24 protein-coding genes are annotated in these 24099 nt (G+C 69.5%); 15 read left to right on the top strand and 9 right to left on the bottom strand.

Features of this window, described 5'->3' with window-relative positions:
• Window positions 1–207 precede the first annotated feature (207 nt).
• Genes ACFWXC_RS51530 through ACFWXC_RS51515 form a run of 4 tightly spaced genes read right to left on the bottom strand, consistent with a single transcriptional unit; the run spans window position 208 to window position 3516 of the window.
• Entirely contained in the window at window positions 208–1650 is a 1443-nt protein-coding gene (locus ACFWXC_RS51530; protein WP_384491013.1) for an aldehyde dehydrogenase, read from the bottom strand.
• Window positions 1651–1653: 3 nt separating this feature from the next.
• Complete coding sequence (locus tag ACFWXC_RS51525; protein ID WP_384491021.1) at window positions 1654–1905, bottom strand: 4-oxalocrotonate tautomerase family protein; 252 nt, start codon at window positions 1903–1905, stop codon at window positions 1654–1656.
• 1 nt (window position 1906) lies between these two features.
• Window positions 1907–2689, bottom strand: a complete 783-nt coding sequence (locus tag ACFWXC_RS51520; protein ID WP_384491019.1) for a 2-keto-4-pentenoate hydratase — start codon at window positions 2687–2689, stop codon at window positions 1907–1909.
• 26 nt (window positions 2690–2715) lie between these two features.
• Window positions 2716–3516, bottom strand: a complete 801-nt coding sequence (locus ACFWXC_RS51515; protein ID WP_384491011.1) for a 2-keto-4-pentenoate hydratase — start codon at window positions 3514–3516, stop codon at window positions 2716–2718.
• A 274-nt stretch (window positions 3517–3790) separates the two neighbouring features.
• Between ACFWXC_RS51515 and ACFWXC_RS51510 the strand changes: the two genes are divergently transcribed.
• The 12 genes from ACFWXC_RS51510 to ACFWXC_RS51455 all read left to right on the top strand — a co-directional run bounded on the left by ACFWXC_RS51510 (window position 3791) and on the right by ACFWXC_RS51455 (window position 14673).
• Window positions 3791–4996 (top strand): NADH:flavin oxidoreductase, encoded by a 1206-nt coding sequence (locus ACFWXC_RS51510; protein WP_384491009.1) that lies wholly within the window; start codon window positions 3791–3793, stop codon window positions 4994–4996.
• The gene (locus ACFWXC_RS51505; RefSeq protein WP_384491007.1) at window positions 4993–5892 is read left to right on the top strand and encodes a VOC family protein; all 900 of its coding nucleotides are present in this window, start codon (window positions 4993–4995) and stop codon (window positions 5890–5892) included. Before ACFWXC_RS51510 ends, ACFWXC_RS51505 begins: the two co-directional genes overlap by 4 nt.
• A gap of 143 nt (window positions 5893–6035) precedes the next feature.
• Window positions 6036–6773 (top strand): SDR family NAD(P)-dependent oxidoreductase, encoded by a 738-nt coding sequence (locus tag ACFWXC_RS51500; RefSeq protein ID WP_384491005.1) that lies wholly within the window; start codon window positions 6036–6038, stop codon window positions 6771–6773.
• A complete protein-coding gene (locus ACFWXC_RS51495; protein ID WP_384491003.1) occupies window positions 6770–7462 on the top strand; it encodes a class II aldolase/adducin family protein in 693 nt (230 codons plus the stop codon). The genes ACFWXC_RS51500 and ACFWXC_RS51495 overlap by 4 nt, the downstream gene beginning before the upstream one ends.
• A gap of 50 nt (window positions 7463–7512) precedes the next feature.
• Window positions 7513–8292, top strand: coding sequence for an SDR family NAD(P)-dependent oxidoreductase (locus tag ACFWXC_RS51490; protein WP_384491001.1), 780 nt, complete (start codon window positions 7513–7515; stop codon window positions 8290–8292).
• A 105-nt stretch (window positions 8293–8397) separates the two neighbouring features.
• Entirely contained in the window at window positions 8398–8919 is a 522-nt protein-coding gene (locus ACFWXC_RS51485; protein WP_384490999.1) for a MarR family winged helix-turn-helix transcriptional regulator, read from the top strand.
• Window positions 8920–9303: 384 nt separating this feature from the next.
• On the top strand, window positions 9304–10074 hold the full coding sequence (locus tag ACFWXC_RS51480) for an SDR family NAD(P)-dependent oxidoreductase (protein ID WP_384490997.1): 771 nt from the start codon (window positions 9304–9306) through the stop codon (window positions 10072–10074).
• Between the two features lie 322 nt (window positions 10075–10396).
• Window positions 10397–10621, top strand: a complete 225-nt coding sequence (locus tag ACFWXC_RS51475; RefSeq protein ID WP_384491023.1) for a hypothetical protein — start codon at window positions 10397–10399, stop codon at window positions 10619–10621.
• The gene (locus ACFWXC_RS51470; RefSeq protein WP_384491017.1) at window positions 10594–10794 is read left to right on the top strand and encodes a GMC oxidoreductase; all 201 of its coding nucleotides are present in this window, start codon (window positions 10594–10596) and stop codon (window positions 10792–10794) included. Before ACFWXC_RS51475 ends, ACFWXC_RS51470 begins: the two co-directional genes overlap by 28 nt.
• Window positions 10795–11330: 536 nt before the next feature.
• A complete protein-coding gene (locus tag ACFWXC_RS51465) occupies window positions 11331–12398 on the top strand; it encodes an alkene reductase (RefSeq protein ID WP_384490995.1) in 1068 nt (355 codons plus the stop codon).
• 92 nt (window positions 12399–12490) lie between these two features.
• Window positions 12491–13693 (top strand): MFS transporter, encoded by a 1203-nt coding sequence (locus tag ACFWXC_RS51460; RefSeq protein WP_384490993.1) that lies wholly within the window; start codon window positions 12491–12493, stop codon window positions 13691–13693.
• 200 nt (window positions 13694–13893) lie between these two features.
• Complete coding sequence (locus tag ACFWXC_RS51455; RefSeq protein ID WP_384490991.1) at window positions 13894–14673, top strand: SDR family NAD(P)-dependent oxidoreductase; 780 nt, start codon at window positions 13894–13896, stop codon at window positions 14671–14673.
• Here the strand turns inward: ACFWXC_RS51455 and ACFWXC_RS51450 are convergent.
• On the bottom strand, window positions 14574–15023 hold the full coding sequence (locus ACFWXC_RS51450; protein ID WP_384490989.1) for a MarR family winged helix-turn-helix transcriptional regulator: 450 nt from the start codon (window positions 15021–15023) through the stop codon (window positions 14574–14576). The two genes, ACFWXC_RS51455 and ACFWXC_RS51450, sit on opposite strands and share 100 nt — an antisense overlap.
• A gap of 79 nt (window positions 15024–15102) precedes the next feature.
• Here ACFWXC_RS51450 and ACFWXC_RS51445 point away from each other — a divergent pair, with 79 nt between their 5' ends.
• A complete protein-coding gene (locus ACFWXC_RS51445) occupies window positions 15103–16161 on the top strand; it encodes an ABC transporter permease (RefSeq protein ID WP_384490987.1) in 1059 nt (352 codons plus the stop codon).
• A gap of 412 nt (window positions 16162–16573) precedes the next feature.
• Window positions 16574–16708: a hypothetical protein gene (locus tag ACFWXC_RS51440; RefSeq protein ID WP_384490985.1), complete on the top strand. Its 135-nt coding sequence runs from the start codon at window positions 16574–16576 to the stop codon at window positions 16706–16708.
• On the opposite strand, the gene ACFWXC_RS51435 is transcribed toward ACFWXC_RS51440, so the two are convergent.
• The 4 genes from ACFWXC_RS51435 to ACFWXC_RS51420 form a co-directional block, all read right to left on the bottom strand.
• Entirely contained in the window at window positions 16695–18332 is a 1638-nt protein-coding gene (locus tag ACFWXC_RS51435; protein ID WP_384491015.1) for a flavin monoamine oxidase family protein, read from the bottom strand. The genes ACFWXC_RS51440 and ACFWXC_RS51435 overlap by 14 nt on opposite strands.
• Window positions 18333–18431: 99 nt before the next feature.
• On the bottom strand, window positions 18432–19223 hold the full coding sequence (locus ACFWXC_RS51430; RefSeq protein ID WP_384490983.1) for a nitrilase-related carbon-nitrogen hydrolase: 792 nt from the start codon (window positions 19221–19223) through the stop codon (window positions 18432–18434).
• A complete protein-coding gene (locus tag ACFWXC_RS51425) occupies window positions 19216–20475 on the bottom strand; it encodes a M20 family metallo-hydrolase (protein ID WP_384490981.1) in 1260 nt (419 codons plus the stop codon). The genes ACFWXC_RS51430 and ACFWXC_RS51425 overlap by 8 nt, the downstream gene beginning before the upstream one ends.
• 46 nt (window positions 20476–20521) lie before the next feature.
• Window positions 20522–21967 carry an amino acid permease gene (locus ACFWXC_RS51420; protein ID WP_384490979.1) on the bottom strand — a complete coding sequence of 482 codons (1446 nt, stop codon included), beginning with the start codon at window positions 21965–21967 and terminating at the stop codon, window positions 20522–20524.
• A gap of 213 nt (window positions 21968–22180) precedes the next feature.
• Between ACFWXC_RS51420 and ACFWXC_RS51415 the strand changes: the two genes are divergently transcribed.
• On the top strand, window positions 22181–23347 hold the full coding sequence (locus ACFWXC_RS51415; protein WP_384490977.1) for a PucR family transcriptional regulator: 1167 nt from the start codon (window positions 22181–22183) through the stop codon (window positions 23345–23347).
• The last annotated feature ends 752 nt before the right edge of the window (window positions 23348–24099 follow it).

The following is a 24099-nucleotide window of genomic DNA, read 5'->3' as shown; positions in this document are numbered from 1 at the left end:
GACCTGGTGATCGATCAGGAGCATCGCGGAGTTCTCGGGGGTGAACGGCTCAGTGGCCTGCTGTGTGGTCATGACGGAACCTCTTCCAGGGGGAACGGATGCGGCAACCGGTCCACTTAGTTGGTCGACCAATTGTTAGTGGCTAGCGTACGCCAGCTGGCATGTATTCCCCACCCCAGGGCTGACTCTTTTGCCGCCCACCAAATTTCAGATCTCCTCGGGCCGGATCTGCATCACGACAGCCTTCGGCTCGGTGAAGAACTCGCGGCTGAAGTTCCCGCCCTCTCGGCCGATGCCCGAGTCGCCGACCCCGCCGAAGGGTGCGCGCAGGTCGCGGATGAAGAAGCAGTTCACCCAGACGGTTCCGGCGCGCAGAGCGGCGGAGACCCGGTGGGCGCGGTGCAGGTTCTCGGTGAAGAGCATCGCGTTGAGGCCGTACCGGCTGTCGTTGGCCAGCGCGATCACCTCCTCCTCGGTGTCGAAGGGGATGACCACCACCAGTGGCCCGAAGATCTCCTCCCGGGCGTGCCGGGACTCCTGGCCGAGACCGGTGACGACGGTCGGCCTGACCGTCCAGCCGTCGCCCGGTCCGCCGGTGACGAGGGTGCCGCCCTCGGCTTCCACGCTGTCGACGTAGCCGCGTACCTTCTGGTGGTGATCCTGGGAGGCCAGCGGTCCGATCTCGGTCGACGTCTGCTTCGGGTCGCCGATCTGCAGCGCGTCGGCCGCCGCGGTGAACCGGCGCAGGAACGCGTCGTAGACGGGGCGCTGGACGTAGATCCGGGAACCGGCGAGGCAGACCTGTCCGGTGTTGGTGAAGATGGCCTTGATGGACCACTCGACGGCGGTGTCCAGGTCGGCGTCGGCGAACACCACGTTGGCGCCCTTGCCGCCCAGTTCCAGGCTCACAGGGGTGAGGTTGCGGGCCCCGGCGGCCGCGATGATCCGGCCGGTGCCGGACTCGCCCGTGAAGGTGATGCGGTCCACGGACGGGTTCTCGGTGAGGGCCTGGCCCACGGAGTCGGGGCCGTAGCCGTGGACGATGTTGAGGACACCTGGGGGCATCCCGGCCTCCAGGGCGAGGCGCGCGAGGATCGTCGCGGAGGCCGGGGTGTCCTCGGCGGGCTTGAGCACCACGGTGTTGCCCCAGGCCAGGGCAGGCGCGATCTTCCAGGTCTCCAGCATCAAAGGGAAGTTCCACGGTGCGATGGCCGCCACCACCCCGGCGGGTTCGAAGCGGGTGTAGGCGTGGTGGCCGGTGTCCATCGGCAGGGTGTCCGCCGTGGACAGGCGTGCGTGGTCGGCGAAGAAGCGGAAGTTGGACGCCGCGCGCGGTACGTCGTTGCCGCGTGACTGGGTGATCGGCTTGCCCATGTCCCGGGTGTCTGCCATGCCCAGCTCGTCGGCGTGCTCTTCGATCAGGTCCGCCAGCCGGTGCAGGATTCGCCCGCGCTCGCCGTATCCCATCCGGGGCCAGGGCCCCGAGTCGAACGCCTTGCGCGCCGTGTCCACCGCGCGGTCGGCGTCGGTCCTGTCGCCCAGCGCCACCTCCGCCCAGGGCTCGCGGGTGTAGGGGTCGGTCGATGTCATCGTCGAGCCGGAGTCCGACTCGATCTCCTTGCCGTCAATGACGTGGCCGAAGAATTCCATGGTTCAGCTCCCGGTGTTCGCGGTCTCGGCCGCGGTCTTGATCTCGGTCTCGGCCGCGGCTGCGGCGGCGGCGCGCTCGGCGAGCGTCTGGCCGCCTGCGGACCAATGGGCGGGCGGTACCTCACGCACCACCACTCGGATGGAGGCTTCCGGCACGTCGATCGCGTTGTGGACGGCCAGGTGCACGTCCGCCAGCAGAGCCCTGATCTGCTCCGGGGAGCGGCCTTCGGCCAGCGTGATCTCCACCAGAGGCATGTCACTCACATCCGATCATCAGCGAGCCGAGGTTGGTGAAATGCGCGGCGACCGAGCCGCCGGGGCGGGTGAACACCGCGTCCGTCATGCCTCCGGTGAGCACCAGCCACCCCGCCTCCAGGGCCAGCCCGCGCTCGCCGAGCGCGTTCGCCGCGAGTGCCAGTGCCTCGGCGGGGTGGCCCTGTACGGCTGCGCCGGTGGCGGAGTCCACGACCTCGCCGTCGACCTCCAGCAGGCACGCCTCCAGCGCCAGGTCGAGTTCCTCGGGCCTGCGCGCCACCGAGCCGATGACGAACCGGGCGGAAGAGGCGTTGTCGGCGACCACGTCGGGCAGCCTGAACCGGAAGTCGGTGTACCGGCTGTCGATCACCTCGAGACCGGCGTACACATGCGACACCGCCTCCATCGCGCGGGCCGCGGTCACAGCCGGTCCCTTCAGCTGCTCGCCGAGCACGAACACGATCTCGGGCTCGACACGCGGATGGATCAACTCGCCCGTGACCAGCGGTGCCCCGGCCGGCAGGACCATCCCGTCGGTGAGCCACCCCGTCAGCGGGGAATCGATGCCCATCCGCTGCTGCTTCGCGCGTGAGGTCAGACCCAGCTTCACACCGACGATGTGCTCGCCGGCGTCGAGCTTGCGGCGCAGGATCTCGTCCTGCACCCGATACGCCGTCTCCAGGTCCAGCTCGGGCCACTCGTCGGTGATCGGCCCGCGGTCGCTCCGCCCGGCCTCGGCCTCCGCGAGCACCGTCACGGCCCGCTCGACGTTCCACTCGCTCATGTCGATGTCTCCTGTGGCGGACTGCGTCACGCTGCTGCGCCTTCCTTGGAAAAGCGGGCCGTCACCGAACCGAGCCCGGCGAATGTCGCCGTGACCACGTCACCGGCGGTCACCGGTACGGCCGCGGTGACCGAACCGGGCAGTACCACCTGGCCCGCCTGGAGCGTCACCCCTCGCGCGCCGAGCGTGTTGGCCAGCCACACCAGGGCGTTCAACGGTGAGCCCAGCACCACGCCCAGAGCGCCGGTGCCCACGATCTCGCCGTTGCGGTACAGCACCGCTCCCGCCCGGCGGACGTCCACCTGGGGCAGCGGCAGCGGCGTACTGCCCAGCACCACTCCGCCCGACGACGCGTTGTCCGCGATGGTGTCGGCGAGGGTGATTCGCCAGTCCCGGACGCGGGAGTCGATGATCTCCAGCGCCGGCAGCACGAAGTCGACGGCCGCCGTGGCTTCGGCCACGGTGACGCCGGGGCCGCCCAGCGGCTTGCCCAGCACGAACGCGATCTCGGGCTCCACGCGCGGAGCCAGGAACGCCGACGGGTCGATCGGCAGGGACTCCAGGTGGAACATCGTGTCCATCAGGTGGCCGAAGTCCGGCTGGTCCACAGCGAGTTGGCGCTGCATGGCCGGCGCGGTCAGTCCCACCTTGTGGCCCTTGACCACCGCGCCGTCGCGCACCCACCGCTCGACCTGGGCCGCCTGGATCGCGTAGGCGTCGTCCACGTTCAGGCCCGGAAAGCGCTCGGTCAGGGGCTCGATCGGCTCGCCGGTGCGGTGGGCGCCGAGCAGGGCCTGCGCCGCCTCCGACCGTGTTTCCGTATCCATCAGTCACCTCGTTGCTAGCTGCGGCCACTGCGCGAGCCGCGTCGCCGGCGGTCTCGCTCCCCTCAAACTGTGTACACTTTGGCCCCGCCTCGTCAAGGCGTTGACATCTTCATGAAGTGTATGCACTCTGGCTCCGAGGTGGCCGAGCGAAGCCGGGGCGGGCCCGGCCCGCTGTCGGGCCGCCGCACCCCCCGTCATCCGGCCGTCGAGGCCGCACGGGGAAGTCCCACCGCGATGTGCCGCACATGGACGTGCCGCATTTGGAGGAGTCGAAATGACAAGTGTCCCGGAGCTGCGGAAGAACGACACGGTCTTCGCCTCACTGTTCACACCCCTGCGACTGGGCCGTCGGACCGCGCGCAATCGCATCGTTCATGCGCCGATGTCGGTCTGCTACGGCGACGCCGAGGGCTTCGTCACGCGTCCCCAGGTCGAGCACTACGCTCGCCGGGCGCAGGGCGGGGCCGGCACCGTGATCACCGAGAACTTCGCCGTCAACGTCTCCGGACGGCAGATGCCGCTGCAGAACTTGGTGGACAGCGAAGAACGGCTGCCCGGCCTGCGCCGGCTGGCCGACGAGATCCACCGGCATGGCGCGCTAGCCATGGTCCAGCTCGTACACGCCGGCCGCTACGCCGGTCCCTGGGACGTCTACGAGAGCCGCCGCCGGCTGGCTCCGTCGGCGGTGCCGTTCGAGCTCACGGCCGGCCGCACGGTCACCCCGCAGGAGATCACCCCCGAGGAGATCGAGGAGACGATCGAGGCTTTCGGGCGGGCCGCCGAGCTGTGCGAACGCGCGGGTTTCGACGGCGTCGACGTGCACGCGGCGCAGGGATTCCTCATCTCCGGATTCCTCTCGCCGCGCACCAACCGGCGCACCGACGACTGGGGCGGCGACTTCGACGGGCGTGTGCGCTTCGCGCTGGAGGTCGTGCGCGAGGTGGTGCGCCGGACCGGACCGGACTTCGTCGTCGGCGTCCATCTGATGAGTGACGAGCGTGTCGAGGGCGGATGGACCCTCGACGACTCCGTCCGGCTCGCCCCGCTGCTGGAAGCGGCGGGCGCGGACTTCCTGTTCGGCGTCCCCACCACCTTCGAGACCATGCGGCTGCCGGCCAACGACGGGCTCATGGGCCGACGCGGCTACGCGGTCGCCGACAACGCGGCGCTGTCCCTCGCCACGCGGCTGCCCGTCGTGGCGGGCGGTGGGCTCGGTGACCCGAGCGCCGCCGCGCACGCGCTGGAGCGGGGTCATGTCTCCGCTATAGCCCTGGCACGACCGCTGTTCACCGACCCGGACTGGCCGCGCAAGGTGTCCGACGGCGCACTCGACGCCGTACGGACCTGTTCGTGCGAGACCGCGCGCTGCCTGCGCACCCAGCTCACCGGAGCGGTGTGCGAGAGCTGGCCCGCCGAGACGGTCGAACGCGGCTACTTCGGATACGGCAACGACAGTTACGGCGAGAGGGCCCACTCGTGATCACGCTCACTGACATCGCGTACGTACGTTCCGGCGCTTCGGATCTCGAGAAGGCGACCCGCTTCGCGACCGAGATCGTGGGCCTGCAGCGGGTCGACACCGGGGAGCCCGGCGTCGCGCACCTGCGGGCCGACCATCGGCACCACAGCCTCGCTCTGGTCGAGGGACCCTCGGGGGTGATCGCCTCTGCCTTCACCGTAGCTGACGAGGACGCACTCGCCCTGGCGGAGACCGAGTTGGAGCAGCGCGGCTTCCGGGTCGCACGCGGCGACGCCGATGAGGCCCGCTCGCGGCATGTCACCCGGTTCATCGCCTTCGACGACCCCTTCGGCAACCGGGTCGAGCTGGTGACGGGCCAGGAGACGATGGCCGAGCCGGTCCGGCTGACCCGCCCGTCCTCGGGGATCAGCGAGTTCGGGCACATGTGCTTCGACGCGCCCGACGTCCGCGAGGCCCACCGGTTCTGGTCCACCACCTTCAACGCCCGGGTCTCGGACTGGATCGGTGACAACGCCTGCCTCATGCGCATCGACCAGGTCCACCACAAGCTCGCGGTGTTCCGCGGCGACGGCCCCGGCCTGTGCCACGTGAACTTCCAGACGGCCACGCTCGACGACATCTTCCGCAACTGGAACTTCCTGCGCGACAACGGGGTCGACATCGTGATGGGCCCCGGCAAACACCCCACGTCCGGCTCGGTGTTCATCTACTTCCGCGGCCCCGAGGGCATCACGTACGAGTACGCCACCGGGGGCCTGCCGGTCGACGAGGCCACCTGGGTGGTGCGCACCTTCGACTCCTCCCGGCCCGCCTCCCTCGATATGTGGCAGGGACCGGTGTCCCGGCCGTCCACCCAGCCGCAGCTGCCCTCGTCGATGGCCGCGGACGCGTCGTGACCCGGTCGCCGAAGGGGATGCACTTGCCCTGGGCTAGCAAGATCGAATGAACCGATCCCGGGATGCCAGGGATCGGTTGGACCCCGCTCAACGTGTCCCTATCTGAATACACTTTTCTCTGCACGTCTGACAAAGGAGTCACCATGCGACATGAAGGCCGGACCGCGGTCATCACCGGAGCTGCCGGTGGGATCGGCCGCGCCTACGCCCTGCGGCTTGCTGCCGAGGGTGCTGCCGTCGCAGTGCTGGACCGGGCCGACGGCAGCCCGGTCGTGAAGGAGATCCTCGACGCGGGCGGCCGGGCCATCGCCGTCCAGGCCGATCTCACCGACCCCGCCGGTGTGGTGGCCGCTCAGACGGAGATCGCGGAACAACTCGGGACAGCCGACATCCTGGTCAACAACGCCGGGATGTACCCCAATCAGCCCTTCGAGACCATGACGTTCGAACAATGGCGCGCGGTGTTCACCCTCAACACCGATGCCCTGTTCCACACGGCGAAGGCGTTCGTGCCGGGCATGCGGGAGCGTGGCTGGGGCCGGATCGTCAACATGACGTCGAACTCCGTCGGCCTGGTCATCCCCGGTTTCACGCACTACGTGGCCAGCAAGATGGCGGCGATTGGTTTCACCCGCGGGCTGGCCACCGATCTGGCCGACGCGGGCATCACTGTCAACGCCATCGCCCCCAGCCTGGTCCGGACGCCGACGACCGAGGCCGGACCGGCGGAATTCTTCGAGGTGGTTCCGCAGTTGCAGGCCATCCGGCAGGTGCAGGTCCCCGAGGACCTCACAGGCATGCTGTCGTTCCTCGTGTCCGACGATGCCGCGTTCGTCACCGGCCAGACGCTGTACGTCGACGGCGGGCTCGTACGGTCATGACGACGGTGGGGGAGACGGCCGCGGCAACCGGCGCCGCTCCGGTGGCCACCGCGCTGGTCGAGGCCGCTCATGTACTGGCCGGCCTCGGCCTGGTCACGGCGTTCGGGCATGTGTCGGTGCGCCATGGCGACTCTGTGCTCATCACACCGCCGAAGGAACTGGACCTGGTCGTTCCGGACGAGCTGGTCGAGATCCCGTTGACGGCTGACGCGCTGCCCGCCGGGGCGCCGCCCGAAGCGTGGGGGCATCTGGCGGTGTACCGGGCGCGGCCCGACGTCACAGCGGTCGCGCGGGCCCAGCCCGAAGCGATCCTCGCAGCCGGCGCCGTCACCGACCGGATCACTGTGCTGCACGGACAGGCCGCATGGCTGGGCGCCTCGATCCCGGTGCACGACGACGCCCGGCTGCTGCGCTCCGCAGAGCGTGCCGAGCGCGCGGCCCGCATGCTCGGCACGTCCGACGCACTGGTGCTCCGCGGCAACGGGGCCCTCACGGCCGGGGCCGCTCCCGGGATCGCCGTGACCCGCATGTGGCTGCTGGACGCCGCGTGCCGGATACACCTCGCGGCGCACGGCGCCGGACCGGTGACGGCGTTGAGCCCCGAAGAGATCACAGCGTGGCGCGCGGCCGCCCCGCCCCTGCTGGAGCGGTTGTGGGCGCATCTGCGGCGTACCGCCGGGACCGCCTGACATCCCTCCCAGCATTGACCGTCGGTACACGTTCCGAGGAAGGAAGCAGCATGGATACGACCGTGAACACAGGGAGCCGGCTTGCCGGCAAGAGGGTTCTGATCACCGGTACGGGAGGTGGGCAGGGAGCGGCGGCGCAGGAACTGTTCGCACAGGAGGGCGCGCGGATCGTCGGCTGCGACGTGACGCCGGGGGCTGCCGAGTCCACGGCGCACAAGCTCGCGGAGCAGGGCCATGACGTCCACGGCCACACTGCCGACCTCGCCGATCCGGACGCGGCCCGTGCCTGGGTGGAGGACGCCGCCGCGAGCCTCGGCGGCATCGACGTGCTCTACAACAACGCGGCGGGCTTCGCCTTCGCCCCCTTCGCCGACTTCACCGTCGAGCTCTGGCGGCATGTGATGCGGGTTGAGCTGGACATCGTCTTCCACACCACCCATCCCGCCTGGGCCCATCTCCGGCGGAGTGGTGGGACGATCATCAACACGGCCTCGATATCGGGTCTGCGAGGCATCGGCGGCCTCGGGCAGGCCGCCCACTCCGCGGCCAAGGGCGGCGTGATCGCCCTGACCCGCACACTCGCCGCGGAGGGCGCACCCGACGGCATCCGGGCCAACGCCATCTCGCCCGGTTTCGTCGCGTCACCGGCAACGGACGCTGCTGTCGACGACAACGGTCGGCAGTACATGCTCGACATGCACCTCATCCAGCGGCCGGGAACCGGGCCCGACATCGCCGCCCTCGCGCTGTACCTCGCCTCCGACGAATCGAGCTGGGTGACGGGACAGAACATCTCCGTGGACGGTGGCTGGACCGCAGGCTATCGCTGAACGGCGGTTTCGCTTGGCTGACCAATACAATGGTGGGCGAGATGAGTCCCTGGCCGGACTGCCGGCGCCAGGGACGAGACCTGTCCGCCAGGAGGATCAACAGTCATGCCGCGGGAATCCCGTCCGGTCGAGGAATCGGAAAACAACGTGCCGGCCGTCGCCGATGCCCCGATGAGCGAGGCCCTCTTCCGCGCGGCCCGGGTGCACCGGCTTGTGGCCGGCAACCTGCTGCGTGACACCGGCCTCTACACCGGCCAGGAGCTGCTGATGATCCAGCTGTGGGAGCGCGGCGAGCAGCGCCAGGCGGACCTGATCAAGACCCTCGGCCTGGACCCGTCGACCGTCACCAAGATGCTGCAGCGCCTCGAACAGTCGGGCTTCGTCACCCGCAAACCGTCCCCCGACGACCGCCGGGCCATCGTTGTGAGCGCCACCCGCGCGGGCCGTGCCCTGCACGACCGAGTCAGGCAGGCGTGGCGCGAGCTGGAGGCGGCCACCGCGGCCGGCTTCACCAAGGCGGAGTTCGAGCAGGCCATGCAGGTATTGGCCCGGATCGAGGCGAACCTCACCACCTGCTCGCCCGCTACCGGCACCGTCGGCGCCACGAAGCACACCCCGGCCCCCTGACGCCGAGCCGGTGCTCGTGAGGCCGGCGCGTCAGCCTGTGTGCCTCGCCGATCGCGCCGTCAGCGGCTGACATGCCGCTGATCCGGCCGATGGCGGGGGAGGGGGCGTCGACCGGCTCATGCAGGGCTTCCGCCTGACGGGCGCCCGGCTGGATGGTTTGTACAGCGCCCACTTTGTCGTGCCTCGGCGTTTCTCGTTACTCCTACCGGTCGTCCGGCCTCGGCCTGAGCAGGGGGCGACGTCGGACCGGGGCCACGGTCGCAGTACCTCCCCACATCGTTTCCTTGGGCGACCAATGTATAGTCGAAGGTGCTTTATTGGTCGACCAATGGGTTATGGGCCTGCCCGTCCCCGGCCGACGCACCAACCGACGAAGGAGTCACCATGCCTGACCGGATCAACGATCGCCCGGTGACCGGGCGACACGAAGGCCGGACCGCCGTCATCACCGGAGCTGCCGCCGGGATCGGCCGCGCCTACGCCCTCCGCCTGGCGGCCGAGGGCGCAGCCGTGGCGGTACTCGACCGAGCCGATGCCACCCCGGTCGTCAAGGAGATCCACGACGCAGGCGGCCGGGCTATCGCTGTCCGGACGGACCTCACCGACCCGGCCGCCGTGGCGGCCGCGCAGCAGGAGATCGCGGGGCATTTCGGCGGAGCCGACATCCTGGTCAACAACGCGGGCATCTACCCGAACCAGCCGTTCGAGACCATCACCTTCGAGCAGTGGCGCGCGGTGTTCACCCTCAACGTGGATGCCCTGTTCCACACCGTGAAGGCATTCACTCCGGGCATGCGGGAGCGGGGCTGGGGCCGGATCGTCAACATGACTTCGAACTCCGTCGCCATGGTCATACCGGGCTTCTCCCACTATGCGGCGAGCAAGATGGCCGCGATCGGCTTCACCCGCGGGCTGGCCACTGACTTGGCGGACGCGGGTATCACCGTCAACGCCATCGCCCCCAGCATGGTCCGGACGGCGACGACGGAGGCGGGGCCGGCGGACCTGTTCGAGGCGGTCCCGCAGATGCAGGCTATCCGGCGACTGCAGGTCCCCGAGGACCTCACAGGCATGCTGTCGTTCCTCGTGTCCGACGACGCCGCGTTCATCACCGGCCAGACGCTCTTCGTCGACGGCGGACTCGTCCGATCTTGAGCATGACAGGGGGCCTCGGCGGCACCGCCGAGGCCCCCTCGCCCCCTCTCGGTGAGGCCGTTCATGTTCTGGCCGGTATCCAGCCCGCCGCAGCGCCGCCCGAAGGGATCGGGCCCGTATGCGCGCCTGCAGCCCACGTTCGGCTCTCCGACAGGTGTCTCATGTCCGACGCCATTTCCCCCCGACTCGCTTCACCCACCCCACGTCCCGCATCGGCCGCCGTCAGGTACTCGGTGCAGCAGCACTCGGCGCAGCGGCCTTCGCCGGGGCCGCGGCCGGTGCCGGCAAGGCATCCGCCACGACGTCCGTGGCCCCCGCGGCCTTGACGGAACGACGCGAACGGGCCGCGGTCGTCGGTTCCTGGTCAAGTCCCGCGCCAAGGGCCTGGTCCCGGACCGTACTCACCTGGCCCGCCGACGCGGACGCGGCGCTCCAGGAGCTGATCGCCGCCCGTATGCAGGCCATCGCCGCGGCGGGCGGCGGCATGATGGTCGACACCAACGCGGGCGCCCCCTCCACCTGGCACCCCTCGGCGGCGCCCCGATAGGCGAGGCCGTCGACCTCACCGGCCGTGTCCTCGGCCACAAAGGCCTCTACGTCCTGGACGGCGCCCGCATCCCCGGCTCCACCGGCGCCTGCAACCCGTCCATGACCATCGCGGCCCTTGCCGAACACAGCATGCGGACCATCGTCCGGCAGGACCTCGGCCGCGTCTTCTGAGGCTTCACGGCCCAGTCGATCCGCTCCCGCTGCCCTCACGTCGCCCGGCTGACCGACGTCATCGGGGGCGCAGTGCTTCGCGCTGCGCCCCTTTCGGCCAGTTCGTGGACGTCCCGCAGCCGCCGATCCCCGGCCGCCACGTTCTATTGGCTGGCCAATGTATGTGTGAGGTGGGGCGCCCCTTCGGCCGAGGGTCTTTTCCGTGCGGCCCGTGTGCACCGGATCACGGCCGGCCCGGATCCGCTGGCTCCGCCAGGCTGCTGTGGCGCCTGGGGCGGCTAGGTTCCGCCGTCGCTAACTTTCCCTGGGGAACTGTCAAGTTGTCGTGAGCAGTACCGCGCGGGTACTGCTCCGGAGCGCCACCGGGCCGGGCGGGCGCTGTCCCGGATCGAGGTGACATACGTCCCTGCGTAAGCCTGCTTACGGGTGGGGTGACGGCGCTTCTGTGGCTCGATATCTGCTCCGCAATAGTTTCCTTGGTCGACCAATGTATAGTGAGAAGGAGATCGATTGGCCGACCATATTTTGGAGCTTTCGTGACCACCTCATTCGAGCCGCTCAACCTTGCCGGCATGACACTGAGCAACCGCATCGTCATGTCGCCGATGACACGCAGCCGTGCCTACGGCCCCGGCCAGGCGCCGACCGAGGCGACGGCCGTCTACTACGCCCAGCGGGCGTCGGCGGGCCTGATCGTCTCGGAGGGCATCCAGCCCAGCGTGGTCGGGCAGGGCTATCCCAACACCCCCGGTCTACACAGCTCCGAGCAGGTAGAGGCCTGGCGCCGGGTGACCGACGCCGTGCACGAGAAGGGCGGCGTGATCTTCGCCCAGCTCATGCACACCGGCCGTATCGGACACCCGAGCCTGCTGCCCGACGGCCTGATCCCCGTGGCCCCCTCCCCGGTGGCCGCGAAGAGCCAGGTCTTCACCGCCGAGGGTCTGCAGGACTGCGTCACCCCGAAGGAACTCACGCCTGCCGCGATCGAGCAGACGATCGCCGACTTCGTCACCGCCGCCCGCAACGCCGTGGCCGCGGGCTTCGACGGGGTGGAGATCCACGGAGCCAACGGCTACCTGATCCAGCAGTTCCTCTCGGACAACGTCAACCTCCGCATGGACGAGTGGGGCGGCACGACCCAGGGCCGTATCCGCTTCGGAGTGGAGGTGGCCAGGGCGGTGGCCGAGGCGATCGGTGCCCACCGCGTCGGCTTCCGCATCTCGCCCGGAAACCCCTACAACGACATCGTCGAGAGCGACCTGCCGGCCCGCTACGGGGAACTGCTGACGGCGCTCTCCCCGCTCGGCCTGGCCTACCTCCACCTCATGGAGGGCCCGGACCGCGAGCTGACCCTCCAGCTGCGCAAGCAGTGGCAGGGGACGTTCATCCTCAACCCCTTCACCCATCCGGCCCCCACCGGCCCGGAGTCCCTGCGCCTGGTCGAGGACGGCACCACCGACGCGCTGGCGTTCGGGGCGCTCTTCCTCGCCAACCCCGACCTGCCCCGCCGGCTCCAGCAGCACGGCCCGTTCAACACCCCCGACCCCGCGACGTTCTACGGCGGCGACGAGCGCGGCTACACCGACTACCCGGCGCTCGGCTGACCTCACAAGGGTCCCGCCTTGGGCCTCCTCACGGGGCGGGCACCGCACAACTCCCGTACAGCGCGCATGCAATGAAGGGAAAGGTGAACGCCATGCCCCTCGCGCTTCTGGCTCGCGCGGTCGGGGCCTTCGGGGTCGGGACCACGGAATTCGTGATCATGGGACTGCTCCCGGAGGTCGCAGATGATTTCGGCGTCTCCATCCCCACGGCCGGCTTCCTGGCGACCGGTTACGCCCTCGGCGTCATGGTCGGCGCCCCGCTCATGACCGCTCTGGGCACCCGCGTCCCGCGCAAGCGGATGCTGATGCTGCTGATGGGCCTCTTCGTCGTCGGCAACCTGCTCTCCGCAGTGGCCCCCGTCTTCGCCGTGATGCTGATCGGCCGCGTGGTCGCCTCGCTCGCCCACGGTGCCTTCTTCGGCATCGGCACGGTGGTCGCGGCCGAGCTGGTGGTCCCGGAGAAGCGGGCCCGATCGATCGCCCTGATGTTCACGGGTCTGACCGTGGCCAACGTCGTCGGCGTCCCGCTCGGCACCTTCGTCGGCCAGTCCGCGGGCTGGCGTGTCACCTTCACGATCGTCAGGGCCCTCGGCGTCGTTGGGCTCGCGGGTGTCGCCAGGCTGGTCCCGGACCTGCCCAGGCCCGAGGGCGTGCATCTGCGCCATGAGGTGGCCGCCCTCAAGAACGTGCAGGTCCTGCTCGCCATGGCGATGACGGTGCTCGGCTTCGGCGGTGTCTTCGCGGCCGTCACCTACATCGCGTCGCTGATGACCGACGTCGCCGGGTACGCGGACGGATCGGTGACCTGGCTCCTCGTCCTGTTCGGGCTCGGCATGGTGGCAGGCAACCTCATCGGCGGCAGGTACGCCGACTGTGCCCTGATGCCCCTGCTGTACGTCTCTCTGGGCGCCCTTGGGATCGTGCTCGGGCTGTTCACCGTCACCGCGCACCACAAGATCCTCGCCGCGATCACGATCACCCTGGTCGGCGCGCTCGGTTTCGCTGCCGTTCCTCCCCTGCAGAAGCGGGTCCTGGACCATGCCTCCGGTGCTCCGACGCTCGCCTCGGCCGTCAATGTCGGCGCCTTCAACCTCGGCAACGCCCTCGCCGCCTGGCTCGGCGGCATCGTGATCTCCGCGGGCCTCGGCTACACCGCCCCGTCCGCGGTCGGCGCGCTGCTCGCCGCCGGGGCACTCGCCTTGGCCGTCCTGGCGGCAGCCCTGGAGCGCCGCGCGCCGGCACACCGGAGCGGGTCACAGACCGGGCTGCGACCAGCCGAGCCGGTCCGCCGTTGAGACGAATTCCGTCGATGACACGGAACCCCACTTCTGTCCACCAGTCGCGCCGGATCCGAAGGCTGGTCAGGCCCCGGCGCGCCCTGACCGACGATCTTGAGACGATATGAGTGATATGTGACCGTATCGCCTCGGGGTCGCCACATGGAGCGGGCGCTACACATGTCCGTTCCGTCCTCCCCCGCCCCCACAACAAATGGATGGGAACAGCCATGGGAAACCTCAAAGGGAAAGTTGCCCTCGTCACCGGAGCCGGCCGCGGCATAGGGAAAGCCGTCGCCGAACGCCTCGCGCAGGACGGAGCGACAGTCGCGATCAACTACCGCAGCAGCGCGGCGGACGCCGAGCAACTGGTTGCAGAGCTGAAGAAGAACGGCGCCGACGCGGTCGCGATCCAGGCGGACGTCTCCGACCCGGAGCAGACCGGACGCCTCGTCAATCAGACCGTCGAACACTTCGGCAAGCTCGACATCCTGGTGAGCAACGCCGGAATCGAACACTTCGGCCGCCTCGAAGAGATCACGCCGGAGGACTTCGACCGGGTTTTCTCCGTGAACACCCGCGGACAGCTCTTCGCTGTTCAGTACGCGGCGCGCCATCTGCCCGACGGCGGTCGGAGGCTTCTTCTAAGCCCGTCAGATGCCCAGGGCGAAGTCCGGGTCCTCGTCGCTGCGGGCCTCTCGGTCCGGCACGATCTCCCACCGCCAGTCCGCCGGTGCTTTCTCGGCCACGATCTCCCGGGTCATCCGGGTCCCTGCGGCCAGGGTGGCGAGGTCGCAGGGATCGGCGAGGTAGTTCGGGTCCAGTACAGGAGTGTCCGGCGAGGCGGCCGAGCGCACGCAGTGACAACTGTGCGGCGGCTTCTTTCGTCCGTGGACTTTCATGGCGCGCCGCCCTCCACGGCCGAGGGGTTCAGCGACGCGAGCAGTTTCAGCAGCAGGGAGTGTGCCTGTTCCTGCTCGGCCGGTGTCAGCACCTGAAGGGCATCGGCGTGGGTGGCGGCCACCGCCTCTGCGGCCTCGGCGGCGAGCCGCAGTCCGGCTTCCGTGGCGTGCAGGCGTTGGGTGCGTCGGTCGCCGGGGACGGTACGCCGTTCCAGGAGTCCACGCTCGACCAGTCCGTTGACCGCGGTTCCCATGGACTGCGGGGTGATCGCCGCCCTGCGCGCTGCGGTCGCGCTGGAGACGCCCGGTTCGCGGATGGCCTGAGCCAGGGCGCTGTTCTGGGCGAGGGTCAGCTGGAACGGGCGCAGGGTGCGCTCGATTTGGGCCGCCATGATCTGGCCGATCTGCCAGGCCACATAGCCGGTGCGGCGGTCGGGGTGGTTCACGGAGCGGACCCCTTTTGTAAGGCAGCTGATTATGATGTACATATATTATCAGTTGCCTTCTAATCTAGGAACGACTTCGATGTCCCAGCACGCCGTCACCCGGCAGTCCCACAAGCACGCCCTGGACGTGGCCCACCCGCCCCCGGGCCCCGGAAACCTGCGTGCCGTCCTGCTCCCCGTAGCGGTCGTCCTGCTGATCGGCGCCGTGTTCGTCAGCGTCTATCTCGCCGCCTTCCACGCACCGCGCCCCCATCAGCTCCGTGTGGGCACGACGGAGATCGGTGCGCAGCAGGCGCGACTGAGCCAGCACCTCGAGCGCATCGCCCCGGGCGGCTTCACGGTGGAGACCTACCCCGACAAGTCCGCCGCCCGCGACGCTGTCCAGGACAGGACCGTCTATGCGGCCTACCTCGGCCACGGAAAGCTGCTCTACGGCAGCGCCAACGGGGCCGGCGTCACCGCGACCGTGACCACCGCCTTCGGATCCGTGGCACACGCGGAGCACTACGAACTCGCCGTTGAGGACGTGGCTCCGGCGGCAGCGGGGGACACCCGAGGCCTCTCCGTCTTCTACGCCGCCTTCGGCCTGGTCCTCGCCGGATACCTGTTCGGCATGACGACCTACCAGCTCGCCCCCCGGCTCCAGTACCGCTGGCGGATGGCCAGCCTGGCCCTGTTCGGAGTCGTCGGCGGCTTCGTGGTCGCCCTCATCGCCGGAAGTACGGGCTTCGGCGCGTTGCCCGGCCCCTTCCTGCCCCTCGTCGTCGTGATCTCGCTGATGGGCGCCGCGGTCGGTGCGACGACCATGGTGCTGCTACGGCTGTTCGGCTCGGCCGGCGTCAGCCTCGCCTCGATCCTCATGCTGATCCTCGGCAACAGCAGCAGTGGCGGCATCCTGCCGGCGGCCTACCTTCCGGCTTGGCTGCGCCCGCTCTCCGAGATCCTCCCTGTCGGTGTCGGCGTCCGCGCGATGCAGGGGCTGTCCCGGTTCCAGGACGACGGCCTGTTCCGCGCCCTGGTGATCCTCCCGGCGTGGGTGCTCGGCGCCGCCCTGGTGCTCTACCTGAAGGACGTGTACCGGCGTGAGGCTCCGGCAGCTGCGGGGGAGAAGAGTGCACTGCAGCCAGTGGGGGGCTGAAGTGTGTCGTTGCAGACGAGCTGCGGGGTGCGTTCCGCGCTTCGTCGGAAGTCACTTCGTATTCCGCGGACGGTACGTGGTCGCATGAGGACGCCGGGCCCTGGCGGCGTCCACAGCTAGAGCCGGTCGATACTCGTCGACACGTGCTGAGTCGGCTCGTGCGGCGGGCCGAAGCCGATGCAGGCAAGTACGGGAGGCCGAGTCGAGTGAGACGGTGCTCTGCGACCCGGCTGTGCGGCGTGGACGTGGTGCCCTCTCGGGCCGGTGGGATCGGGCGTCGAGGCGATCCGGGTAGGGGCCGACTGGTATCAGGCCTTCCCCCAGGGCATCGAGGACGAGAAGGGCTACGGCTTCCTGCCCCCGCCGATCGTCGCTCTCACCCTACGATCCCGCACGGACCACCCAGGCCCGCATGGCACTGGACGCCAAGGTCGTCCGGATCGACGGATCCGGGCACTTCCTCGCCGAGGAGCAGCTCGAAGCCGACGTCCGTCACCTGCCGCTTTCTTCGGCAAGTGACGGACGCCTGAGAACTACGGCAGCCTGACCGGGCGCAGCTCCTCGAAACGGTCACCCGGGCCCGGATTGGCCGCGCCGGTCTTACCGCCCAGCTGGGTCATGACGCCCCACACCGCGTTGAGACCGGTCGTGACCGCGCCTTCGGCCCACCCGCCGGTCCACGACACGTCGTCGCCGGCGAGGAAGATGCCGCGGTGGGCCGGGTCGAAGCGGTCCTGCATGAAATGGGTGTAGAGGCGTTCCTGGTAGCGGTAGTGGCCGGGCAGGTTGTCGCTGAAGGCGCCCATGAAGTCCGGGTCGTCCTCCCAGGAGATGGTGACCGGCTCACCGATGATGTGCGAGGCGATGTCGACGTTCGGGTAGATCTGCTTCAGCGAGTGCAGCATCAGCCGGACCCGCTCGTCGACGTCGAGCGGCAGCCACTTCAGCGCGTCGTCGTTCCACGTGTACGACAGACAGATCAGGGCCGGCTTGTCGGGTCCGTCGTCCAGCACGTACGTGCCGCGCGTCAGCCGGTCCGTGAGCGTGGTGCTGAGCACGTGCTGCCCGGTCTCGGGGTCCACGTCCTTCCAGAAGGGCCGGTCGACCACGACGAACGTCTTGGACGACTGCATGTAGTGCGTCCGCTCGATGGCCGTCCACAACGGATGGCTGAACAGGGACTCGTCCGTGTCGATCCGGGCCGACAGCAGCCAGGACTGGCAGGTGGCGATCATCGCGGTGTAGTCCGAGGTCCTGCCCCACCGGTCCGTCACCTCGATGTGCTGACCCGGCCCGTCCGCCCGCCGGATCCGCCGCACCGCACCCCGGGGCGAGCCGTCGTGCAGGGAGGCGAGGCTGGTCGCGGCCGGCCAGTGTGCGAGCTGCTCGGGGGCGTGCCGCCACAGGAGCTCGGGCAGGCGCTGGGCGCCGCCCAGGATGCGCTGCTGGTCGTCCTCGGCACCCGTGTAGACCACCCGCAGGATCTCGAGCATCGAGTCGGGAAAGTTGGTGTCCCAGCCTCCCGTGCCGAAGCCGACGAGCCCGAACGCCTCGCGGTACTCGAAGGGCAGTGCGGAGAACGCCTTGGACGTGGCGAGGTAGTGCGAGAAGGACATGTCGTCCAGGAGGGGCACCAGCTCGTTCCAGAGCTTCTTGATCGTGACGTGGTCGCGGTCCGCGATCGCCTGCCGCATGGCACCGAAGTGGGCGCGTTCCTCCAGGCAGTCCTGCCAGGCCGCGGCCACCTCGTGGAACATCGGCGGCAGGTCGGCCGGGGACTCGGCGTAGTGCCTGCGCCCGGCAATCTCGATCACGGTGCTGTCGGACGCCGGGGTGAGGGGGTTGGGGAACGGCTTGGTGTCGAGGCCGAGCAGGTCGATGTAGTGGAACAGGGCACGGGCGGAGCGGGGGAACCGCATGCCGCCGAGGTCGGCCACCGGGTGGTCGGTGCCGGGCTGGCGGGCACCGCGCAGTCGGCCGCCGAGCTGGGCGGACTCGTACACGACCGGCTTCAGCCCCAGCTTCATCAGCTCGTACGCGGCCACCAGACCGGACAGGCCGGCGCCCACGACGGCGACCTCCGTGCCGTGGTGCTCGGGCGGGATCGAGCCGAGCCCGTCGGGGTGCGCCAGATACTCGTCGTAGGGGAAGGGAAAGTCCGGCATCAGCATGCTGATGCCGCGCTGCGGAGGCGTGTTCACGGGATGTCCTGAAGTGCTCGTGCGAGGGACGGATCGGTGGAAGAAAGGCGAGAGGCCGCAGCGGGCCGGTCAGCCGCGCAGGGCGAGATAGCCGGTGTCCCGGCGCGCTGCGCGCAGGACGCGGCGGCTCACGTCGGCTACCACCAGCTCCTCGCCTGTCTCGCCGGCCGCTACGCGTCGGCCGTAGGGGTCGCTGATACAGCTCAGTCCGCAGAAGCTGGGGCCGGCGTGGCCTGCGTAGGCGATGAAGAGCTGGCTCTCCAGCGCCCGGGTAGGCACCACCATCGAGGGGACCAGCCGGGTGTCGAACGGCGCGGGCCGGCCGTCGACCGGCGGGCGCAGCGGTACGGCGGTGGGCACGCACAGCAGCTCGGCGCCGGACCGCGCGACCGCGCGGGTGAACTCGGGGAACTCCACGTCGAAGCAGATACCGAGCGCCACGGGGACGCCGTGCAGGGCGACGACCTGGGGCGGGCGACGGCCGGGGGTGAAGAGCGTGTTCTCCGCCGCGCCGAAGAGATGTGCCTTGTGGTACCTGGTCAGTTCGCGCCCGTGCCGGTCGAGGAGCGAGGCGCTGATGAAGCGTTTTCCGTCCTCGTGGTCGACGGTCGAGGCGACGAGCGCCACCCCGGCGGACCGGGCGATGCCGGCGAGCCGTTCGCGGTGCAGTGCCCCGTCGTCGTCGGCGACGGCCGTCGGGTCGTATCCGCTGACGAACAGCTCCGGCGTGACCAGCAGCCGTGCGCCCCGCTCCACGGCCCGCCGCGCGAACTCCTCGACCGTCGCGAGGTTGCGGGGGGCGTCCCCGACCACGCCGGTGGCTTGCAGGACCGCCACCTTCAGGGACGCGGGCTCAGTCATCGAGCGCGCCTGTGCACAGCCGCCGGACCACCTCGGTCAGCACGTCGACGCCGGCGCACAGGTCGCCGTCCTCGGTGAACTCGCCCTCGTGGTGGCTGATGCCCTCGCGGCTGGGAACGAACAGCATGACCGTCGGCACGACGTCGTTCATGTTGATCGAGTCGTGCCCGGCGAGCGTGTACACCGGCCGGCTGGTCAGACCGAGGGAGTCCGCGCACGCGCGGGCCAGGTCCACCCCGGCCGCCGGGTAGGGCCGGACCCCCCAAGCGTGGGAGCCGCGGACCTCGATCCGGACGTTCACCTCGTCCTCGATCAGCTTGATGCCCTGCTCCAGCGACAGCTTGGCCTCGGCGAGGAGTTCTTCGTCGGCGGAGCGCAGGTCCATCGTGAGGTCGACCTGACGGGGCACGACGACGGGGGAGTTGGGCAGCACGGTCAGCTGCCCCACGGAGGTGTGCAGGGCTCCGGCGGGGTGGCGGTCGGCCAGCTCGCGCAGCAGCACCACCAGACGGGAGGCCCCGAGGAGGGCGTCCCGGCGGTCGGCGATGACGGTGGACCCGGTGTGCGCCTGCTCGCCGTGCACTGTGACAGTGAACTTCTCGGCCGCCCAGCAGGAGCGGACGAGCCCGATCGTGGTCCCGGAGTCCTCCAGGGACCGCCCCTGCTCGATGTGGATCTCCGCGCACGCGGCGGGCACCGGCCCGGTGCCGGTCCCGGTGTGCCCGAGGGCAACTAGGGCTTCGGCGACCGTCACGCCGTCCGCGTCGCGGGTGGCGAGCGCGTCTGCTGCGGTCGTCTTCCCGGTGAAGACCGAGCTGCCCATCATGGACGGGGCGAACCGGGACCCCTCCTCGTTGAACCAGTCCACCACCGCCAGGTTGTACTTCGGCGGGCGCGCGGTGTCGTGGCCGGCGGCCAGCCGGCGGCCCGCGTGCAGGGCGGCCGCGACCCCGTACGCGCCGTCGAACTTCCCGGCCAGCGGCTGACTGTCGAGGTGGGAGCCGACCAGCACGAACGGCGCTCCCGGGTTCCACTCCAGGAGCCCGAAGACGTTGCCGATCGCGTCGGTCTCGACCGTGAAGCCGTACTGGCCGAGCAGGCTGGTGAACCAGGCCCGCGCCTGGGCGTCCGCGACGGTCCCGGCCTGCCGGTCGACGCCTCCGCCGGGTGTCTCGCCGATGCTGCTCAGCGAACGGAAGTCCCGCAGGAACAGATCGGCGTCGGAACCCGTGGCAGGGTGCTGGGTGGTCATATGAGAGTTCTCCTGGGTGAGTTCAGAGTTCGGAGTCGGAGTCGGATCAGAACGGCAGGGACTCGGCGCGGTCGTCCGCGAGGGCGAGGACCCGGCCGCGTACGCGGTACCAGCCGAGGGCGAGGGCCGGAACGATGAGGACCAGCGTGCCGACGGTCCAGGTCCCAACGGGGTGGTCGAAGACCATGAGCACGAGGACCCCGAACAGGAACAGCAGGGTCAGGTACGACGTCCAGGGGGCGCCGGGCAGCCGGAAGGCGGGACGGCTCAGCCTGCCCTGCTGCGACCAGCGGTACAGCCGCAGCTGACAGAGCACGATGGTCGCCCATGTGCAGAGGATGGCGAGGGCGGTCGCGTTGATCGCGATCTCGAAGGCCCGCTCGGGGACGACGGCGTTCAGACCCACACCGAGGAGCGCGAGCAGGGCTGTGAACAGGACGCCGCCGTACGGCACGTCGTGGCGGCTCAGGCGCCCCATGAACCGGGGCGCGGTGCCGGTGCCCGCCATAGAACGGTAGATGCGACCTGTGGAGTAGAGGCCAGCGTTGAGGCTGGACAGCGCCGCGGTCAGCACCACCAGGTTCATTGCCCCGCCCGCTCCGGGGACACCGATCCCGTTGAAGAAGGTGACGAACGGCGACTCACCGGCCCGGTAGGAGTCGTACGGCAGCAGCAGGGCCAGCAGGGTGGTCGAGCCGACGTAGAACACCGCGATGCGCACGATGACCGCGTTGACGGCGCGCGGCATCACCTTGGCGGGGTTCTCGGTCTCGCCCGCGGCCACGCCGATCAGGTCGATGCCGGCGTAGGCGAAGACGACACCCTGCACGACGATCACCGCGGGGAGCAGTCCGTTGGGCAGGAGTCCGCCGTGCCCGGTCACCACGGCCACGCCCGCCTCCCGGCCGTCCACCGGGAACCCGGCGGCGAGGATCACGGCGCCGACCACGAGGAAGACCACGATCGCCGCGACCTTGACCAGCGCGAACCAGAACTCCAGCTCGCCGAAGAGCCGGACGGAGACGAGATTGGCGCAGGTGACGACGAGCAGCGCGGTGAGGGCCAGGAGCCACTGCGGGACGCTTCTGAGAGCCTGCCAGTAGTGGAAGTACGTGGCGACAGCGGTGATGTCGACGATGGCGGTCAGGGCCCAGGACACCGAATACACCCAGCCAGCGGCGAATGCGGCCTTCTCGCCGAAGAATTCACGCGCGTAAGAAACGAAGGAGCCAGAATTCGGGCGGTGCAGAACCAATTCACCGAGCGCCCGCAGAATGAAGAATGCGAAGACGCCGCAGAAAGCATAGACGATTGCCAGGGACGGTCCCGCCGTGGCAAGCCTGCCGCCTGCACCCAGAAACAGGCCGGTGCCAATGGCGCCGCCGATACCGATCATCTGGATCTGGCGATGGGAAAGACCTTTCCGGTATCCGGGGTCCGTGCCGACGGAACCACCCGGGTGCGTGGTCTCTCTGCCCGTTTCCACAGCCACGAGCTCCTCCTTTGCTGGGCGCCGAGGGTGCGCACCGGGAAGAGTGCCAGCGGGCGGGGGAGCAGACAATGAAAAGTTGCACCGCGTGCGGAGCCGAAAATTTGGCGCATGCACAACACGGCGGCGGGGCGGGTGGAGAACACGGGCGATGTCCGGGCGGACCGCGAGAGGACGTAATATCTCTGGGCTCGCACCAGAAGGAAGGAGACCCGTGTGTCCGGTCGGGACGAACAGCTTTGGGACGATCTCATCGAGCGGACGCGCGGTCGCCTGGGCGCGATGGTGGAACAGTTCCTGACCCGCACGATGGCCGACCCTTGCTACGCCGATTCCGAACTGACGGTGGAGGATTTGCGGTGCGCGAGTGAGGAGTCGTTCACGGCGATCCTGGACAGCCTGCGCACGGACGGGACCACGCTCCGACTGGCCTCCATCGCCGAGTCGTTGGGCACCCGGCGCGCCCGGCAGTCCGTTCCGCTGGACAGTCTGCTGCGTGCCGTCCGCCACGAATTCACCGTGCTGTGGGATCACCTCGCGGAGCCCCCCTCGGGGGCGGACCCCGCCCTGCTGGTGCGCAACGCCGGACGGGTGTGGACCACGGTGGACGAGTTCGCTGCCCGGGTGCAGGAGCACTATCTCGCGGAGCAGCTGGCCATCGAGCAGGCCGACGCCGATCTTCAACGGCAGTATCTGTCCCAGCTGTTCGCGGCGACGCGGCCGACCGAGGCTGCCCTGGAACGGATAGCCGGCGCGCTGCGCATCCCCCTGTCCGGGAACTTCTGTGTGGCCGTCGTGTCCCGCGACGACGGAGTAGTCGTCCACCGGCGGATCCGCGGCGCGGTGCGGTCCGCGCAGTCCTTCCTCGCCCACGACCTCGGCCACCACACCCTCTTCGTCTGGCCGACGGACGAGGTGGCCCTGGGACGGCTCGTCTCTCCCATGAAGGAGTTCTTCGCCGGTATGGCGGTCGCGGTCGCGCCGGTGGCCCGAGGGCTGGCGAGGGTCCGCGAGTCCGCGGCGGCCGCCCGGGAGATCATGATCGACCTGCCGATGGACAGTACGGGTGTGGCCACCCTGTCGGACCGTTGGCGGTCGGTGACCCGGCACCTGCTGGCCGGGGTGGGATGCGACCTCGGGCAGATCGTCTTCCCCTACCTGGAGAAGTGCACGGACCTCGAGCGCAGGAAGATCCTCGAAACGGTCGGTACCTACCTGGAGACGGGCAGCCTTGGCGACACCGGCCGAGTGCTGAACTGCCACCGCAACACCGTGTTGAACCGGCTGAACGCGTTCGAGAAGTACACCGGCCTCGACGTGCAGCGGCCCTACGACGCCGCCGCCGTGATCATCGCCCTGGAGTGGCAGGGCACTCGGCCGTAGGGCCTCGGTCCCGGATCCCGCCATCCCCGTCACCTTCACCGCTGCAGGGTCGCCCGTCGGCCCGGGCCATGTGGATTGGTCGGCCAAGCGCATGCGGATGCGTCCTCGCTGATGGCGGGCGCGGCTGCCCGGCGCAGCCAGCGGCTGACCACCGGTCGGGTTCACGTGTGTCCGCGGTCGGCCTCCTCGCGCACTGCCGACAGACATCCTGCGCGCTGTGGTACCCGGAAGCGCCGACCCTCGCCGTGGGACCCGACGATGTCTTTGGTGTGCGTCCTGGATGCCGTTCGGGCTGGACAACCCTTTCCGCCGTCATGACCGGCACCGTCCTCTGGAGCCCACCGCCGAGATGGTGCTCCGGCTGTGTCCACTCTGCAGCGGTGAGGCGGTCGAGCCGGACACGCGGCCGGAGTGATCACCGGCCCAGGGTGTGGTGAACTGTCTCGCCTTCATTGGATTGGGTGACCAAATTATGTGCGTCTTGGGGGAGGTGTGCCCGTGGTGGCGGGATGTGGGGGCGCGTGTGAATCACCAGGTGGCCGGTCTTGATCGTGGGATCTGTGGAGGAATAGATGCGCGATGGCGTACACTGACGACTAATGATTGGTCGACCAAGTAAATCGGTTGATCGACACGTCGAACACCCCCATCAGCTCCCCCGGAAGAAGCACTCCATGACCCAGCAGACCGCACCGACCGTCGAGCCGTTCACGCCCGAGAACTCCGCGATGCTCCTGATCGATCACCAGGTG

This window comes from Streptomyces sp. NPDC058683 (assembly GCF_042716195.1).
In the GTDB taxonomy this organism is placed as follows: domain Bacteria; phylum Actinomycetota; class Actinomycetes; order Streptomycetales; family Streptomycetaceae; genus Streptomyces.
This window is presented reverse-complemented; position numbering and strand designations above follow the sequence as displayed.

What these genes read in the sequence shown, in the direction of transcription:
- ACFWXC_RS51530 (WP_384491013.1), bottom strand. Translation starts at nt 1,650, where the DNA reads ATGGAATTCTTCGGCCACGTCATTGACGGCAAGGAGATCGAGTCGGAC.
- ACFWXC_RS51525 (WP_384491021.1), bottom strand. Translation starts at nt 1,905, where the DNA reads ATGCCTCTGGTGGAGATCACGCTGGCCGAAGGCCGCTCCCCGGAGCAG.
- ACFWXC_RS51520 (WP_384491019.1), bottom strand. Translation starts at nt 2,689, where the DNA reads ATGAGCGAGTGGAACGTCGAGCGGGCCGTGACGGTGCTCGCGGAGGCC.
- ACFWXC_RS51515 (WP_384491011.1), bottom strand. Translation starts at nt 3,516, where the DNA reads ATGGATACGGAAACACGGTCGGAGGCGGCGCAGGCCCTGCTCGGCGCC.
- ACFWXC_RS51510 (WP_384491009.1), top strand. Translation starts at nt 3,791, where the DNA reads ATGACAAGTGTCCCGGAGCTGCGGAAGAACGACACGGTCTTCGCCTCA.
- ACFWXC_RS51500 (WP_384491005.1), top strand. Translation starts at nt 6,036, where the DNA reads ATGCGACATGAAGGCCGGACCGCGGTCATCACCGGAGCTGCCGGTGGG.
- ACFWXC_RS51495 (WP_384491003.1), top strand. Translation starts at nt 6,770, where the DNA reads ATGACGACGGTGGGGGAGACGGCCGCGGCAACCGGCGCCGCTCCGGTG.
- ACFWXC_RS51490 (WP_384491001.1), top strand. Translation starts at nt 7,513, where the DNA reads ATGGATACGACCGTGAACACAGGGAGCCGGCTTGCCGGCAAGAGGGTT.
- ACFWXC_RS51485 (WP_384490999.1), top strand. Translation starts at nt 8,398, where the DNA reads ATGCCGCGGGAATCCCGTCCGGTCGAGGAATCGGAAAACAACGTGCCG.
- ACFWXC_RS51480 (WP_384490997.1), top strand. Translation starts at nt 9,304, where the DNA reads ATGCCTGACCGGATCAACGATCGCCCGGTGACCGGGCGACACGAAGGC.
- ACFWXC_RS51460 (WP_384490993.1), top strand. Translation starts at nt 12,491, where the DNA reads ATGCCCCTCGCGCTTCTGGCTCGCGCGGTCGGGGCCTTCGGGGTCGGG.
- ACFWXC_RS51455 (WP_384490991.1), top strand. Translation starts at nt 13,894, where the DNA reads ATGGGAACAGCCATGGGAAACCTCAAAGGGAAAGTTGCCCTCGTCACC.
- ACFWXC_RS51445 (WP_384490987.1), top strand. Translation starts at nt 15,103, where the DNA reads ATGTCCCAGCACGCCGTCACCCGGCAGTCCCACAAGCACGCCCTGGAC.
- ACFWXC_RS51440 (WP_384490985.1), top strand. Translation starts at nt 16,574, where the DNA reads ATGGCACTGGACGCCAAGGTCGTCCGGATCGACGGATCCGGGCACTTC.
- ACFWXC_RS51435 (WP_384491015.1), bottom strand. Translation starts at nt 18,332, where the DNA reads ATGCTGATGCCGGACTTTCCCTTCCCCTACGACGAGTATCTGGCGCAC.
- ACFWXC_RS51430 (WP_384490983.1), bottom strand. Translation starts at nt 19,223, where the DNA reads ATGACTGAGCCCGCGTCCCTGAAGGTGGCGGTCCTGCAAGCCACCGGC.
- ACFWXC_RS51425 (WP_384490981.1), bottom strand. Translation starts at nt 20,475, where the DNA reads ATGACCACCCAGCACCCTGCCACGGGTTCCGACGCCGATCTGTTCCTG.